Raw genomic sequence first — 14,286 nt, forward strand, 5'->3', positions numbered from 1 at the left:
TCGCTTCCCCCGGACTCTGTCCGGGATTAAGCGTGTCCAACACGCGGGGGCAAGGCCCGGGATGCCCAGTGCGCCTGCGGTGAGTTGTCGGATGTCTGCGATGTCACGCCAGGGGCGATCGATGTCGATGTCGGCGAGAAGTTTGGTGAGAAAGCGTGCGGTGGTAGAGGGGTTGAACCCGCCGAGTGTGTGGTTGTCGAGTCCGGCGGCGAGGTCGCCGAGGGCGAGGATGAGCTGGGCGTCCTCGGTGGCGGTAGTGGTGTGGTCGAGGGTGATATGCCAGCGCTGCAGCGTGATCATGTCGAGCGCGGCGATGGTGAGGATGTGGTCGAGGGCGGGGTCGGGTCCTGTGGCGGCGATGTCGACGACGATGAGGTGTCTGTCGTCGTCGACGGGCGATGAGGTGGGCATGGGCGCGACGGTATCGACGGGTGTGGACTGCTCGGTCATGTCGTGTCTCTTTCGCAGGGTTGGCGCTGGTCGTGATGCAGCCGATCCCGGCGTGTATGGGGGCACGCCGGGATCGGCTGTCATGGTCGTGCGGTCGGTCCTCGGTGAGGAGCGATGGGGTTAGGCGGCGACCTGGCTGATCTGGGTCCGGAAATGGTTGGTCATGTCGACGAGAGCGCTGTCGCCGGCACCGTTCACGGGGTTTCGGGTGTAGGCGAGGGTGTGGGAGTCGGAGCTGTAGAACGCTGCGGCCTTGAGCGCTTCGGATCCGAGTTGAGCGATCGCGTCTGCACCGGATGACGATGCCAGATTGGTGAGGCTCGACGCCAACGCAGGGAAGTCGCCTGCTTGTGCCTGCAGGGTGATCTGCTGCCCTGATTGTCCGGCAGGGCTGGATTTGCCGAGCATGGCCGGATCTGTTTTGGATCCGCCGGTGAGCGTGCCGAGCGCAATCCGGGCGAATTCGCCGATCTGTGGGAGCGCACCGAGTGCACTGCCGATGATGTCGCCGGTTTCGAGAGCGTTCCAGAGCTGCTTCTGCAGTTCGCCTGCTGTGCGTGCCAAGCCGATGATGTCGAGGTTGCCGAGTATGCCGACGATCATCGAGATGATCTGCCCGGTGCCGGTGGGGTCTGGGATGAGCGAGATCAGGCCGGCCGCCGTTTGGTAGTCCAGCCCCGCAGCGAGGAGAACGACCGGCTCGAACAAGACGTTGAGTCGATCAAACTCGGTGTGCAGTGCGCGGATCTTGGTCGGGATGTCGGTCAGGTCGACGATGATCCGCGGGATTCGGTTGAAGAAGATATCGATGATCTCGGGGACGTTGCCGGCGAGGGCGAAGCTGTTGGTGGCGATCGTTTTGACCTGATCGATGAGCACGCTCGGCTTGAGGATGGATAGGGCGTTCGCGGCGAGGGACAGTCCGTCGGCTGGGGTCATCGCCAGTGGGGTGAGTTGCGTGGACAGTGTGTTGATCGGGGCTTGCAGTGTTTGAGCTTGGCTCGCATCGCCGCCGTTTTGGAGGGTGTTGATGATCGTGCTGGCTGCCTGCAGTGCACCGGAGAGGTCGGCGCCGTTGACTTTTTGAACGACTTGGTTGGCGGCGTGTTCGGGAGAATCGGGGGCGGCCTGTTCGAGGGATGCGGCGACAGTGGGGTTCTTGGCTACCCATTGGGAGGTGTCGGCGAGGGGGACGATGGTGTTGGTGATGGCGGCGACTGTGGATCCGAGCGCAGCGGGGTCGACGGTGCCGGATCCGACTTGGTCTTGCATCGACTGCAGGTTCTGCGCGAGGCCGGGTAGGTCGACTTTGGAGTAGTCGGCGACGAGTGAGGTTTGTAGGTCGGCTGGTCCGGTGGTTGCGCCGGGTTGTTGGGTTGATGTCAGTGCGGCGGCGGGGCTGCTCAGTGTGCGGCCGAGTCCGGCGATGATGCCGTTGGAATCGGGGTTGGCGCAGTAGAGGTCGCCGTTGTCGCAGTAGCTGCGTGTGACGGCAGTGAGTTGACCGAATCCGTCGGGTCGATGTCCGGCGAGACCGGATCCGTCGAGTTGGGGTCCGACGGTGGTGCCGTCGCCGGCGTCGCGACGGGGGTCGGCGAGGAGGCCGACCGCGAGGACGCGGCGGGGTTCGACTCCGGGCAGCTTTCCGTGTCCGATGAGCCAGGCGATATCGCCGGCGACGTCGGCGCCTTGGCTGTAGCCGCCGAGTACGAAGCGTGTGTTCGGGCACTCGGCTGCACGTCGCTGGACGTGGCGTGCGGTCCAGCTGACGCCGGTGGCTTTGCTGTCGGCGTAGGTCTTGCCTTTGTTGAACGCTGATGCCTCGTAGGGGACGTAGGTTACGGCCACTGCCGCGCCGAACTGTTGCTGTAGTGGGTCGGTGACACCGCGCAGCATGCCGCGTGGTTCGGAGGGGTTGGCGCCGGGATCGGTCTCACCGGTGCCGGGAACCATGACGATGTCGATGGCGGTGCAGCCAGCGGGGGACGCTGCCGCAGTGGCTGCGGGCAGAAGCACAGATGCTGCAATCAGGCTTGCGGTGACGGTGGCACCTGCTCGGCGTCGGCGTGGTGCGGTCGCGACTGTGCTGGGTCGGTAGCGGGACATGATGACCTCTTTCTTCAGCCGAACAGATGCTCGTCGAATTGCAGTGGGGTGGGGTGCTGTCAAGACACGAAGAAGGTGTTGCTTGGGTCGGCGGATGCGTTGTTCATCCAGCCGAGCTGTCCGGTGCTGGTGTTTTTCATCAATGTCCATAGCGTCGATATGTTGTTGGGGTTGACGACCTCCGACCCGATGGCCTGCACAAGACGCCATTTACCGTGTGGGCCTGATGCGCACTCGGCATCGGGGTAGACGGCGCGGTACCCCCGTATGCCGGTGCCGGTGGTCACCACCGCTGCGCTGAGGTCCGGACGCTCCAGCAATGCAGTCCCGGGAAGCACGTCAATCTCGCGGGTGCAGTTGCCTGAAACATGGCCGGCCGACTCTGGAATCCATGTAGCAGCTTGGGCTGGTGATCCAGAAAGTAGGACACCTGTCACGGCGAGTGTCGTTACTGCTGTGGTCTTGAACGTGGTGCTGATCATTGAATTGCTCCTGTCGTAGTGCCGATTGGTGATGGGTTTACGTCGTGCGTGCGCACGGGAACGACACGGGCGATGCCGGGGGCGTCTGTTGCAGAGCAGCTGGCCTCGCCCGCGACTCGAATAGAAGTTCTGTTCCTAGTGCTCGATTTGGCTGTGGGGTTAGTGGCGGGGAGGCGTCGCTGGCGGTTGAGGAGTGGGGGAGGAGCTGCGTCGAGATTGCGAAGGGCGAGTCGTCCGACGTCGTGACCGAGACCGCTGAGATCGGGTAGTTGCAGCGACACCGTGGAGGGTGTGGTGCCGTGGTCGACGTCGGCGAGGATTGCGCTTTGGGCGCCGATGATTGTCAGGAGGGTGGCGGCGAGCAGAGCGATCACAGCGGCGGAGCCGCGCAGTGCGGAGTAGGTCTTCATCGCTGGGCCACAGAGTTGAGTTCGCGTGTCGAGGCGAGTGGTTTGCGGGCGTAGCGCGGTGGGACCGTCGAGCGGCGATGGGAGACGACGACGTCTTTACGGAGACGACCCATCGCGCGGGAGAGTCGTTGCCGCAATGCCGCGGGAGTGAGGTCGACGTCGGCGGCGATGGCTGCGAGGTCGGTATCGGTCTTGTCGAGATATGCGCGCTGCAGCAGGAGTCGGTCGTTGGCGGTGATCACGCCGCGGTCGACGGCGGAGTCGAGAAGGGCGACTGCCGAGGGATCGGTGTCCTGCTCGGCCGTGGTGTCGATGACGAAGTCGTCGTGATGGCCGGCGGGGACTTCGTCGGCGAAAGTGTTGACCTTGGCGATCTGTTTGAGGGTGTGTAGGAACAGGGCGGCGTAGACGTTGGTTCCGGTGGGTCGGTACGTGGCGATCAATGACATGAACGCTGCGACAGTCGTTGCTGCGCGGTCGTCACAGGCGATGTTGCGGTCGTAGCCGCTAACCCGGGCGTGGCGGGTGAGTTGGATCAGCTTGCCGAGCATTAGTTGCAGTAGCGCGCGTCCGGCCAGTCCACTGCCGTCTTGATGCAGCGTCAGCAGAGCGAGGAGGACGCCGTCTCGGTCTGCGCGGTGGGCGCGGGCGAGGTCGTCGAGGCCGGTCACGTCAGCGAGCGCGGAGTGCGATGTGGCCCAGGTGAGGACTTCGGCATCGAGGGACGGTCGCTGGCACATAGTGAGCCAGTCGATGTTGAGACGGGTGTAGAGGTTGGTTGCTGCGGTGCTGACGACGGTCTTGGAGGCCGTAGTCGCACTGGGACGGAGTGTGGTGTTCGGCGTAGCCACGGCTGTTCTCCTCGGGTGCGCGAAGGTGCGGTTCGCGCCAAGTAGAACAACGGCTTATTGCCTCTGACCTGCGGTTTTAATGTTGCCCCGGGGGTGTCGAGTTGTTGCCTGGGTTGTTGCCCGCCCCGATATCTGTTCGGAGGCAGCCGACCTGACGAAGGGCTGACCAGCGCCGATGGAGCGCAGGCAACAACGGCTTTCCTGCCGGAAAAAAACTTCGAAAAAAGTTGACTCCCCGGTGTCACACGGTGGTTCGCGGGCGGATCTTCCTCCAGTTAGAGGCCGCTCGCATCGGGCGCGCCCGAGGTAGATGTGCCGCATGCCAGGAGGACCGATGTTCGCTTTCGAAGTTTCGCCCGCTGCGTTGATGCGTGACCTCGGCTACGTCCACGGCGTCGGCGAGCAGATCCGCGCGGCCGCTGCAGACGTCGTCGAAAGTCCGCTCGACGAAGACGCCGGCAACGCGCTGTGGCTGCTGCTGATGGTCGAAGCGGCGGCCGCAAGGGCGGTCTTGGCACGTGTCGAGACGTTGCAGCATGTCTCGGCCGACGGCGAGGAAGCCGGCGAATCGGTGACGATGACGGAGGTCGCAACGCAATGAAACTCGACTGGAAAAAGATCAATAGCTTCGGTCGAGCCGACGCTGGATCGACATTCGCCGATGCCGCTGCGCCGCAGTCCGATCGCGACGAGATCGACGATCTGGCGGGCGCCGAGCGTCGACACTGGGGCCTACGGCAGCTGTGGTTGACCCGGCTGGCACGCGGCGGTCTGGGAATTCTGCTTCTCGCTGGGGTCCTCGCCTTGGTGTTCGCGGTGCGTGGTTCATCGACGACGTCGCCGCAGAACACCAGTGACGCCGCGGTGCCAGCGTCGATCGACACGGCCGCGCAAGCACAGGCTGGAGAGCTCGCCACGCAGTTGGTGGTGACGTGGTTGCAGGCCTCGCGCGGGCAGGAGAAGGACCTCGAACGTTACGTCGACACCGACCCTGCGGCGCTGCCGATGACCGCTCTGTTTGTTGCCGATGAGCCTGCGGTTGCTTCGATCACCCGGGTGTCGGAGTCGGTTGCACCGCTCTATTCGGTGACGGTTGCGGTGTCGGTTCGCCCGGGCAGCGACGGTTCCGCGGTGGCGGTGCGTCGCTACTTTCAGGTGCCGGTTGTCGTGTCTGCAGCAGGCGCCCGCGCCGCGACACTGCCCGCCGAAATCGCGGCACCGTCGTCGGGCGCCGCGGTGACACTCGACTACCGGTACCGGATTGTGAACCACCCGATCGTGGATTCGGCGGGGCAATTTCTGTCCGCGATGTTGACCGGCTCGGGCGAAGTGGCTCGGTATGTGACACCGGGTGCGTCGCTGAGTGCGGTCACTCCGCCGCCGTACCGGGTGGTGTCGATTTCGACGACGTTGGCCTCCCGCGACCTCAACTCGGTTGCCCCGTCGGCGCCGCTGCGTGATGGCGACGTTGTGCGGTTGTTGGTGACCGCCACACAGAAAGTGACCGACAACGACGCCGTGGTTGGGCAGTACGCGTTGACGATGGCGGCCCGTGGTGGGCGCTGGGAAGTCAGCGCGATCGACTCCGCACCGTTGTTTCCGGCTGCCGCTCCACCATCGTCGGCGACTCCCACCGCACCAGCCGGGTCGACGCCGAAATCGGCTTCGGTGCCGACTTCCGCTGCACCCGCACCCGCACCCGCACCGGCACCGGCCTCAGCACCCGGACCGTCGGCACCAGCTCTTCCACCGCTACCCGATGTCCCCTTGTTCTCCACATCCGGGGCGGCCGCACCCGCTCCACACGAAAGGTGATCCGCGATGTCCGTTCTTCTTGCAGCCGCCACCGACCCCGCAACCGTCGTACTCGCCGAGGGCATCTTCACCAAGGCCAACGGTCTGGTCGACAGCGGTACCGATTTGCTCCGTAGTGCCGCCGGAGCACTCGCGATCTTCTTCTTGCTCAAGAACTTGATCGCGTCCTTCACCGTCGTCCGCCTCGTCACGTCCGCCCTCATCGGTGGGGCGCTGCTGTGGGTGGTGTTCAACATGAACACAATTTCCGATTCGACCGGCGAAGAACTGGCTGCGACGCACGCGGCTCCCGCAGTGGTGCTGACAGTCGCCGCACTACCGGGCCCACTGCTATGACGACAGCGGGCCAGGACCTGATGAACCTGCACGCGCGTATCGGTGCCCGCGTGGATCCGTTATGAGCGATCACGCCGTGGAAGTCATCAAGAACTTCACCCGGGCCCGCAAATTTCCTCAGCTGATCGGTCGAACGCCGGACGGCAAACGAATCCTCGGTGGCCCCTACACCTTCCCCCAGGTGATTGGTGGAGGGGCTGTCGGCGGCGTTCTGTGGCTGCTGAAACCACTGTGGCTCGGCGGCGTCGTCTGGAACGTCAGCTTCGCAGGTTCGGCGATTTTGATCACCGTATTTGTGCTCGGCAAACTGCGCCTCGGCGGCCGCAGCCCCGCATCAGTCCTGCAGGGCGGGGCGAAGGCCGCGACGGTTTCCCTGGAACCGAAAGTCAACGGCCGGCGCATCAAGGTGCGCGCACCGCATCTGGTTCGTGCGGGCGGCTACGTCACTGTGACGCCGGCGCGCGTCGTCGCTCTCCGACGCGCACAGCTGCCTGCCGTGGTGGTCATCGACGATCCGACCCCAGCCGCACCTCCCGCGTCGCAACCCTCGCAGCCGACTAAGCCTGTCCGGCCAGCAGCAGCAATACCGACACCCACTGCTCGCCCGGTAGCAGCCCGATCGAGCGTCAAAGAACTTCTCGCCCTTGCCGCGGCGAGCTCCGAGTAAAGGACACCGAGATGGAACAGCCGACACGTGACATGGCCGCCAACCTGCGTTGGACCAATTCGGGGGTCGTATGGGCCGACTACCTACTCACCGGCCTCGACTACGGCTATCGCCCCGATGTCGACAAACACACCGCTCGGAAACTGCACACGATGCTGGCGCGAGCACTGCCGGGGGAGTCGATGCTGATCGGTGTTGCTGCATCGATGAGCCCAGAAGCCGTCGTGCGACGAATGACCCACGGTGTGGACCTCGAGGTGTACGGCGATTGGGCATTGGAATGCGTCGCCACCCTCGACACACTCGAGATGTACCCGCTGGGTAAGCGGGTCTACTGGCTGAGCATTCCGCTCACGACACCGAAGATGGTCGACCAGATCAAGGCCGCGGGCCACGCGGCATTCTCGACGTTGACCGACTTTCTCGGTGTACCTCGTCGCAGCATTTCAGAGGACGAGCTGGTGCGTCGGGTGCAGCAGGCGGATCGGATCGTTGCCGACATCCCGGTCGCGTTCGAACCGACACCGGTGACACCCGCACAGATGGTGTGGCTATGGCAACACAGCGTGCAACGCGGTCTGGGCATCGATCCAGACGTTCCCTCAGCTGAGGCGACGCCGGCGAAGAAGATCGGAAGTGCTCTCGTACCAGCGCGGCTCGACGAAGGCGCACAGTCCGATCGGCCGCGTAGCGGTTGGCGTGCCAAGGTACCGCGCGTCGGGCGCGTCTTGAAGGTCGATCAGCCGTATGAATTCGACGACGTCCCAGCGTCGTATCAAGTAATTCTGGCCGTGGCCGACACACCATCCGGTGGCGTGTACTTCCCTGGCTCGGAATTCTTCACCCTCGTCGACGACGTCGAGGGCGTCGATGTCGACTTCGCCGTGCGGCTGCACACCTCGGCTGGTGCGGACGTGATGAAGGCGAATAAGCGGGCACTGACGAATTTGAACGAGCAGTACGGCCAGCGTGAAGGCGAAAACTCCTCGACGGGCAGCAGCATCCTCGATCAAGCTGCCGACGCGCTGTCGGAATACACGGGACTTCTCGAAGATGACCGCAACGAGATCGAAGTGCGGTGGACCGCGATTCTGGCGGTCGGGGCCGCGGTCGAGGCCGAGGCCGTCGCTGCAGCCAGGGCACTGAGGAAGGTGTTCGAAAAGGAGACCTACCGACTGGTGGCACCGGTGGGATATCAGGAAGAGCTGTGGTGGGCGATGCAGCCTGGCGTCCCCACCCCTCGCATCGTGCAAGAGTTCGCGCAAATCACCACATCGACGCACTTCTCGGCGTATGTGCCGTGCATCCGCAACGACCTCGGTGACAGCAGCGGCCCGTTGCTGGCGTTGAACTGCAGCTCGAATCGAATCGGTGCGGTTCACCTCGACGTGGCCGGCCGTTCCGTCCGCGACGTCTCCGGTTCGTTTGCGGTGACCGGTGAACTCGGATCCGGAAAGTCAGTGACGATGAAGACGATCGCGGGCCAGTTCGTCGACCGTGGTGGGCAGGTCATCGGCGTCGATCAGAGCGACAGCGGCGAATACGCAGCCTGGGCAAATGCGGTCACCGATGCGGTCATCGTCGACATGGTCGCCGCGAAATACAGCATGGATCCGTTGCGGCTGTTCGAGGCCCGAGTCGCCGCGGAAATGGCGGAGTCGGTGTTGCTGACGTTGTTGCGCATCCAACCGACCAGCCCGCTCGGATTGGCGTTGTCAGCGGTGCTCGATCCGGAGTATCGCCTCGCACATCCCCATGCGGGTCTGGGAAATTTGATCGATCACCTGCTCGGCGGTGACTGCTCGGTCGATCACGCACGAGATCTCGGGATGGCGCTAAAGATCTACTCCCGCAAAACATTTGCGGCCGCGCTATTCGCGAAGGATCTCGATCCGTTGCCGCTGACGGCACCGGCGATCATCTTCCGCACCAATCGGGTGGAACTGCCGACCACGGCGCAGACGGAAAATCAGCATCTCTTCGACAACCTGCCGCTGGAGAAGCGGTTCGGTGCCGCGGTCTACACGTTGATCGCGAAAATTGCTCGCGGACAATGCTTTGCCGATCCGAGCCAGCCATCGATGTTCCTCGTCGACGAAGCCGATCACCTGCTGCGCGCCGGTGACGGCATCGACGTCGTGACCGAGTTCGTGCTGCGAGGCCGCAAAGAGTCAGCGTTCCTGGGCATCGGTGACCAAGATTGCCAATTCGGCTCACCCAAGCTGCGCGGCCTGATCAAAGTCCGGATCGCACACCGCCACACGGACAAGGATCTGGCGCGCCGGGCGATCGAGTGGCTGGGTCTGGCTCCCGACAATGCGGAACTGCTCAAGGAGTACATGGAACAGACGTCGCCGGTGACCGGTAAAGACAACTATGTCGAACCGTATCGCCGCGGGGAGGGCTACATGCGTGACGGCAACGGCAACGTAGGACGGATCAAGGTTCTGCTGCCCTCGACCGAGTCTCGCCGCATCGCAGTTTCCACCACTCCGAAAAAGAAGACGCCGGTACCGGCATGAGTACCGCCGAATCGGTGTCGTTGAACCGCGAAGTCGTTGGAGGGCCAAGCGTCCCTGAGCCTTTCAGTGTCCGCGCCGCAACGAAACGTGCCTTGTTGGCGCTGATCACCGCGTGGATCCCGCAGTCGTGGTGGGAACAGATTTGCCGCTTCTCAACCCCAGCATGGGTGTGGTTGTGGGCTCGGGGCTGGCGCCGCAGCCTTGTGCGCCTGGTCATGGCGTGGCATCTGGCCGGAGCACTACTGGTCGTGTTCGCCTCCTCGGCGAGCGCGGATCCGATCGGCGGCGGCTCGTTGTCGCCGTTCTTTTCGTGGATGGACCTCAAAGATTCTCACGGGATCGACGCGTGGAACTTCTACCTGTCGATCGACAAAGGCAACGCGACACCCAGTGGCGGCTGGCGGATGATCTGGGCGTTTTTCATCTCCTTCGAGTACGAAGTCTTCCGATTCTTGATGGCCACCGCCATCTGGTTCATCACCTGGGTGCTGTCCTTCGAATGGCTGGAGCTGATCCTCACCCCGGTCCGCACCATCAGCGAATCGGTCACTTCGATCACCAACCAATTCGATCTGACGTTGTTGATGCTCACTGCGGCCGGCTTCGCGGCGTTCGTGTGGATCGTGCAGGGCCGCTACTCGACCGGCATCTACGAAATCCTCATGTCGTGCGTACTCGCGGCGGCCGCGATCGGGATCTTGTCGAATCCAGTGGAACGCACCGTCGGTGAAGACGGATTCATCATGCAAGCCCGCGACATGGGTCTGTCGATCGCAGCGGGCCTGACCAACAACGGTGACACCAACGGAAACGCTCGCGAACACATCGATCAGATCGAATCCAAGCTTGTCGACACCTTCATCCGTCAACCCACGCAGCTGATCAACTTCGGTCGCGTGCTCGACGCCCCCCAATACAAAGGCCAATGCGTCAAAGAGTTCGACGCCGCACTCGGTGGCGGCCCGAAAGCAATCACCCACCGCGAAGAAACAACCGGCGAGAAGGTCAGCGAGGCCGTGATCGACACCGTGACCGATCAGCTTCCCGGCCCGGTTGCCGACGCCGTCACACAGAAACCGAGTCCGGAAGATCGACTCAAGAACAGCATCCGCGACTGCGAAGGTGGCGACGACGGCGGAGCAATGAAGGAATACGCCGACAACCCTGGACCAGGTCAGGCGATCGGGTTGTTGTTCTTGATCTTCGCGGGATTCGTACTGATGCTGTTCGCGATCTGGCTCGCGGGTCGATTGATGCTCGCTGCCGGCGTAGCGATCGGCAACGCGATCAAGTCGATCCCCGGCATCGTCGTGGCGATCGCCCCGGCGATGCGTGGGCAATTCTGGAAGACGGTCGCCAACGTCGCGATGGCCATGGCGCAGATGGTGTTCTCCATCGTGTTCCTGGTCGGCTACACCCTGATGGTGCAGTCGATTTTCGCCGCTGATCAAGCTCATCTGATCCGGACAGTCTTGTTCGTCGACATCTTCTTGATCATCGGAATCGTGCTGTTCCGTCGCGGCAACAAGGGCCTGCGTCGAATGTCGGACAAGCTCGCAGACAAGCTCGCCATGCGTCCGAACGCGCCCCCGGTTGCCATCACACGATCGAATCCGGCGACCGCGCAAGGCGTTGCGAACGCCATCTACTCCGGTCGCCAGCTCTACCGCGGCGGCAAAGCGATCGCCGAGAAGTCGGCGACCGCGGCGAAGGCAACAGGTCACGCTGCGGCGGCGACAGGCAAAGCTACAGCCGGGGTCGCCAGCACGGCCGCGACAGCGGGTGTCGCGGCGGCCGTGCTCGCGGGGAAGACAGCACTCAAAGGTGCTCAGACAGCCAAACGTGGCATGTCGGCGTCGGGCGGCGACTCCGGCGACGCAGACGCTCCCGCTTCTGGCCAGCAGGTTGCCGCGGCCGCGCGCGAGGCTGCCGTTCACCGTTTGTCGCGTGCGGCCGTGTCGGACAAAGCGGGTATCAAACATCCGGTCGGCACGGCACCGTCGCCGCGCAGTCGCGCTGCGGCTCGTGGAGCTGTGCGGGTCGGGTCCGGTACCGCGAAAAGTCCTGATGGACAACAGTTTCGCGAATTCGTCACCAGCTCCGGTGCGCCGGTGATGCTTCCGTCCACACCCCCACGATCCACGCAGCGCCGACCTGTCGCAGCGTCGGTGGCCGCTCCGGTGACGTGGGAATCGGCGACCGGCGCGGCACCCGAGCCGGAGCCGGATCGGTTTCGGTGGATGCCGGAATCGGCGGGGCCCTCTGACCGAGAACGACGCCCGCGCAGACCATCTCGACGATCCGGGCCCCGACCCAGCAGCTTGAACAGAGGGCAGTGATGAGCACCCCCACAACTGCTGGCAGCGCAGACACAGGATCCAAGAAGTGGTGGTGGGCACTGCTCGCAGGTCTTCCCGTCGCCGCCATGCTGCTGATGATGGTGCCGCTGCTGGTGCTGTTCTCCGGCACCTCGAACTCCGGATGCACCCCCACAGGGGAGACCAGCAACGGAGACACATCAGTCCCGGTCACCGACGGTCGCAGCTACCCACTTAAAGAAGGCACCTACACCCTCACCAGCGGCTACGGGATGCGGTGGGGCGAGATGCACCGCGGTGTCGACTTCGCGGGCCCCATCGGCACACCGATCTACGCCGCAATGGACGGCGTCGTCGTCGAAGCAGGCCCAGCCACCGGGTTCGGCCTCTGGATCGTTATCGACTCCAACGACGGCGGACCGATCAGCACCGTCTACGGACACATGTTCGTGCTCTCAGCCAAGCAAGGACAGAAAGTCAAAGCCGGCGACAAGATCGCCGAAGTGGGAAACAACGGCCAGTCGACCGGCCCACACCTACATTTCGAAGTGTGGCCCGGCGGTCGCCTGCAAGGCGGGCAGTCCCAAGACCCGCAGACATGGCTCGCGCGGGCGCAACGAATCGCAGGCCCCCCAGGTCCGTCGGCAGCAGATGCCGAGGTCGGCCTGGTCGGGGTCGACAACGCCGGCGCGGACTGCGGGTTCGGATCCGCCGGTGGCGAACTCGCCGCCGGCACAGTGCCGCCGGAGTTCGAGCCGTGGATCCGCAAAGCCGGCGCGATCTGCCCCGGGATCAAACCGTCACTGCTCGCCGCACAGCTCGACGCGGAGAACAAGTTCCGGCACGGACCGAACGCACCGGTATCGAGCACCGGAGCCGGCGGACCCGCCCAGTTCATGCCCGCGACGTGGGCGACGTGGGGCAAAGACTACGACGGCAACGGCAGAATCGACATCAACTCGATCGGCGACGCGGTGATGGCGCAAGGGCACTTCATGTGCGCGCTCAACGAGGAAGTCAATCGCGGGATCGCCGACGGAAGCCTCAAAGGTGATCCGACGGCGCTGACCGTGGCCGCCTACAACGCCGGATCCGGCGCGTTGGTCCGCAACCCTGGCAACGGGGACAGCATGCCCTCAGGTGGGGACTACAGCACCCAAACCCGACCCTACGTCGCGAAAATCCTGGCCGCGCAAGCGAAATACGCATCCACCATGACCCAGGGAAGTTTCGTCCCAACCCCTGGCAGCCCCGCCGGACCGCAAGTCGCAGCCGCGGCGCGCAAGCAGATCGGGGTGCCCTACGTGTGGGGTGGCGGCGACGTCACCGGCCCCACCAAAGGCGGCCTGGACTGCAGCGGATTGACCAGCTACGCAGTGTTCGCCGGCTCCGCCGGCCGCGTCACGCTGCCGAGGACTTCGGAAGCGCAATGGGGAGTCGGGCAGGAAATCCCGATCGACGCTGCACAACCGGGCGACCTGCTCTTTGGAGAATTCGGCTCCGCCGGCCCGGGGCATGTCGCAGTCGCGCTCGGCGGCGGTCGCATGATCCACGCGCCCGAACCCGGCCAAACAGTGACCGAGGCTGCCGTCCAGCCTGGAATGAAAGCGAGACGAGTCGCATGAACCGACGATCGATCATCATCAGTGTCGTAGCCGCTGCCGTCGGGATCCTGCTTCTCCTGGGCACCCGCGCCATGTTTGCTGGCAACGACCGGGCCGAAGATCCCTCCACTGCCCAGGCAACAACACCCACGGAGTACACACCGGTCCCGGCCACACCGCCGGCGCCGCCTTCCTCGACGACGATCGTGCCGGCCCCGCCGGATCCGGGAAGCGCGTCACCCGATGCGGTGACCGAGCAGGCACTGCAGACGATGTTCACCTGGAACCCCGCCAGCGATGTCAGTGGTGCTGACGCATTCGCCAGGGCCACACCATGGCTCACCGCGCGTCTAGCCCGCCCCGATGCCGCGGTCGCGAGGAACACCACCCGACCCACCCCGAACTGGGACTACTGGAAAACCCGCGGCATCCGCATCACCGCCCACGTCGAGTTGAGCTGCTCCGGCTGCAGCCCCGACACCGCCGATCGGGTGCAACGGACAGCCACGATCGTGCAGACCGCCGTTGCAGCAGACGGACGGACCGCAGTCATCGAAACACCGATCACCGCGTGGGTCACCGTGATTCGGCAGGACGACGGATGGCGCGTCGACGAACTCGGATTTTGAATTCGCAGGACGGTGGGCGTTCGCCACCGAACACACACGGCAAAGTACGAGACGGGGGAGCCTCCCCGCGTGTTCAACAACGACGGAAGGCAAAGA

12 protein-coding genes and 1 pseudogene are annotated in these 14,286 nt (G+C 64.3%); 8 read left to right on the forward strand and 5 right to left on the reverse strand.

The window, feature by feature from the left end; translation table 11 throughout:
- The 5 genes and pseudogenes from ACHIRB_RS30290 to ACHIRB_RS30310 form a co-directional block, all read right to left on the reverse strand.
- Positions 1-450, reverse strand: a pseudogene (locus ACHIRB_RS30290) (hypothetical protein); the annotation flags it as partial.
- A gap of 120 nt (positions 451-570) precedes the next feature.
- Entirely contained in the window at positions 571-2,556 is a 1,986-nt protein-coding gene (locus ACHIRB_RS30295; protein WP_395113317.1) for a cutinase family protein, read from the reverse strand.
- Between the two features lie 59 nt (positions 2,557-2,615).
- A complete protein-coding gene (locus tag ACHIRB_RS30300) occupies positions 2,616-3,038 on the reverse strand; it encodes a hypothetical protein (RefSeq protein ID WP_395113318.1) in 423 nt (140 codons plus the stop codon).
- A complete protein-coding gene (locus tag ACHIRB_RS30305; RefSeq protein WP_395127830.1) occupies positions 3,035-3,448 on the reverse strand; it encodes a hypothetical protein in 414 nt (137 codons plus the stop codon). Before ACHIRB_RS30305 ends, ACHIRB_RS30300 begins: the two co-directional genes overlap by 4 nt.
- Positions 3,445-4,299 carry a sigma-70 family RNA polymerase sigma factor gene (locus ACHIRB_RS30310; RefSeq protein ID WP_395113319.1) on the reverse strand — a complete coding sequence of 285 codons (855 nt, stop codon included), beginning with the start codon at positions 4,297-4,299 and terminating at the stop codon, positions 3,445-3,447. Before ACHIRB_RS30310 ends, ACHIRB_RS30305 begins: the two co-directional genes overlap by 4 nt.
- Positions 4,300-4,633: 334 nt before the next feature.
- Between ACHIRB_RS30310 and ACHIRB_RS30315 the strand changes: the two genes are divergently transcribed.
- From ACHIRB_RS30315 to ACHIRB_RS30350, 8 genes are all read left to right on the forward strand, one after another.
- Positions 4,634-4,900, forward strand: coding sequence for a hypothetical protein (locus tag ACHIRB_RS30315; RefSeq protein ID WP_395113320.1), 267 nt, complete (start codon positions 4,634-4,636; stop codon positions 4,898-4,900).
- Entirely contained in the window at positions 4,897-6,114 is a 1,218-nt protein-coding gene (locus ACHIRB_RS30320; RefSeq protein WP_395113321.1) for a conjugal transfer protein, read from the forward strand. Before ACHIRB_RS30315 ends, ACHIRB_RS30320 begins: the two co-directional genes overlap by 4 nt.
- A gap of 6 nt (positions 6,115-6,120) precedes the next feature.
- Positions 6,121-6,450 carry a hypothetical protein gene (locus tag ACHIRB_RS30325; protein ID WP_395113322.1) on the forward strand — a complete coding sequence of 110 codons (330 nt, stop codon included), beginning with the start codon at positions 6,121-6,123 and terminating at the stop codon, positions 6,448-6,450.
- A gap of 61 nt (positions 6,451-6,511) precedes the next feature.
- Positions 6,512-7,117, forward strand: coding sequence for a hypothetical protein (locus ACHIRB_RS30330; protein ID WP_395113323.1), 606 nt, complete (start codon positions 6,512-6,514; stop codon positions 7,115-7,117).
- 11 nt (positions 7,118-7,128) lie between these two features.
- The gene (locus ACHIRB_RS30335) at positions 7,129-9,639 is read left to right on the forward strand and encodes an ATP-binding protein (RefSeq protein ID WP_395113324.1); all 2,511 of its coding nucleotides are present in this window, start codon (positions 7,129-7,131) and stop codon (positions 9,637-9,639) included.
- On the forward strand, positions 9,636-11,978 hold the full coding sequence (locus ACHIRB_RS30340) for a hypothetical protein (protein ID WP_395113325.1): 2,343 nt from the start codon (positions 9,636-9,638) through the stop codon (positions 11,976-11,978). The genes ACHIRB_RS30335 and ACHIRB_RS30340 overlap by 4 nt, the downstream gene beginning before the upstream one ends.
- On the forward strand, positions 11,978-13,582 hold the full coding sequence (locus tag ACHIRB_RS30345) for a peptidoglycan DD-metalloendopeptidase family protein (protein WP_395113326.1): 1,605 nt from the start codon (positions 11,978-11,980) through the stop codon (positions 13,580-13,582). The genes ACHIRB_RS30340 and ACHIRB_RS30345 overlap by 1 nt, the downstream gene beginning before the upstream one ends.
- The gene (locus ACHIRB_RS30350) at positions 13,579-14,190 is read left to right on the forward strand and encodes a hypothetical protein (protein WP_395113327.1); all 612 of its coding nucleotides are present in this window, start codon (positions 13,579-13,581) and stop codon (positions 14,188-14,190) included. The genes ACHIRB_RS30345 and ACHIRB_RS30350 overlap by 4 nt, the downstream gene beginning before the upstream one ends.
- The last annotated feature ends 96 nt before the right edge of the window (positions 14,191-14,286 follow it).

The organism is Antrihabitans spumae (assembly GCF_043944905.1).
Lineage (GTDB): Bacteria > Actinomycetota > Actinomycetes > Mycobacteriales > Mycobacteriaceae > Antrihabitans > Antrihabitans spumae.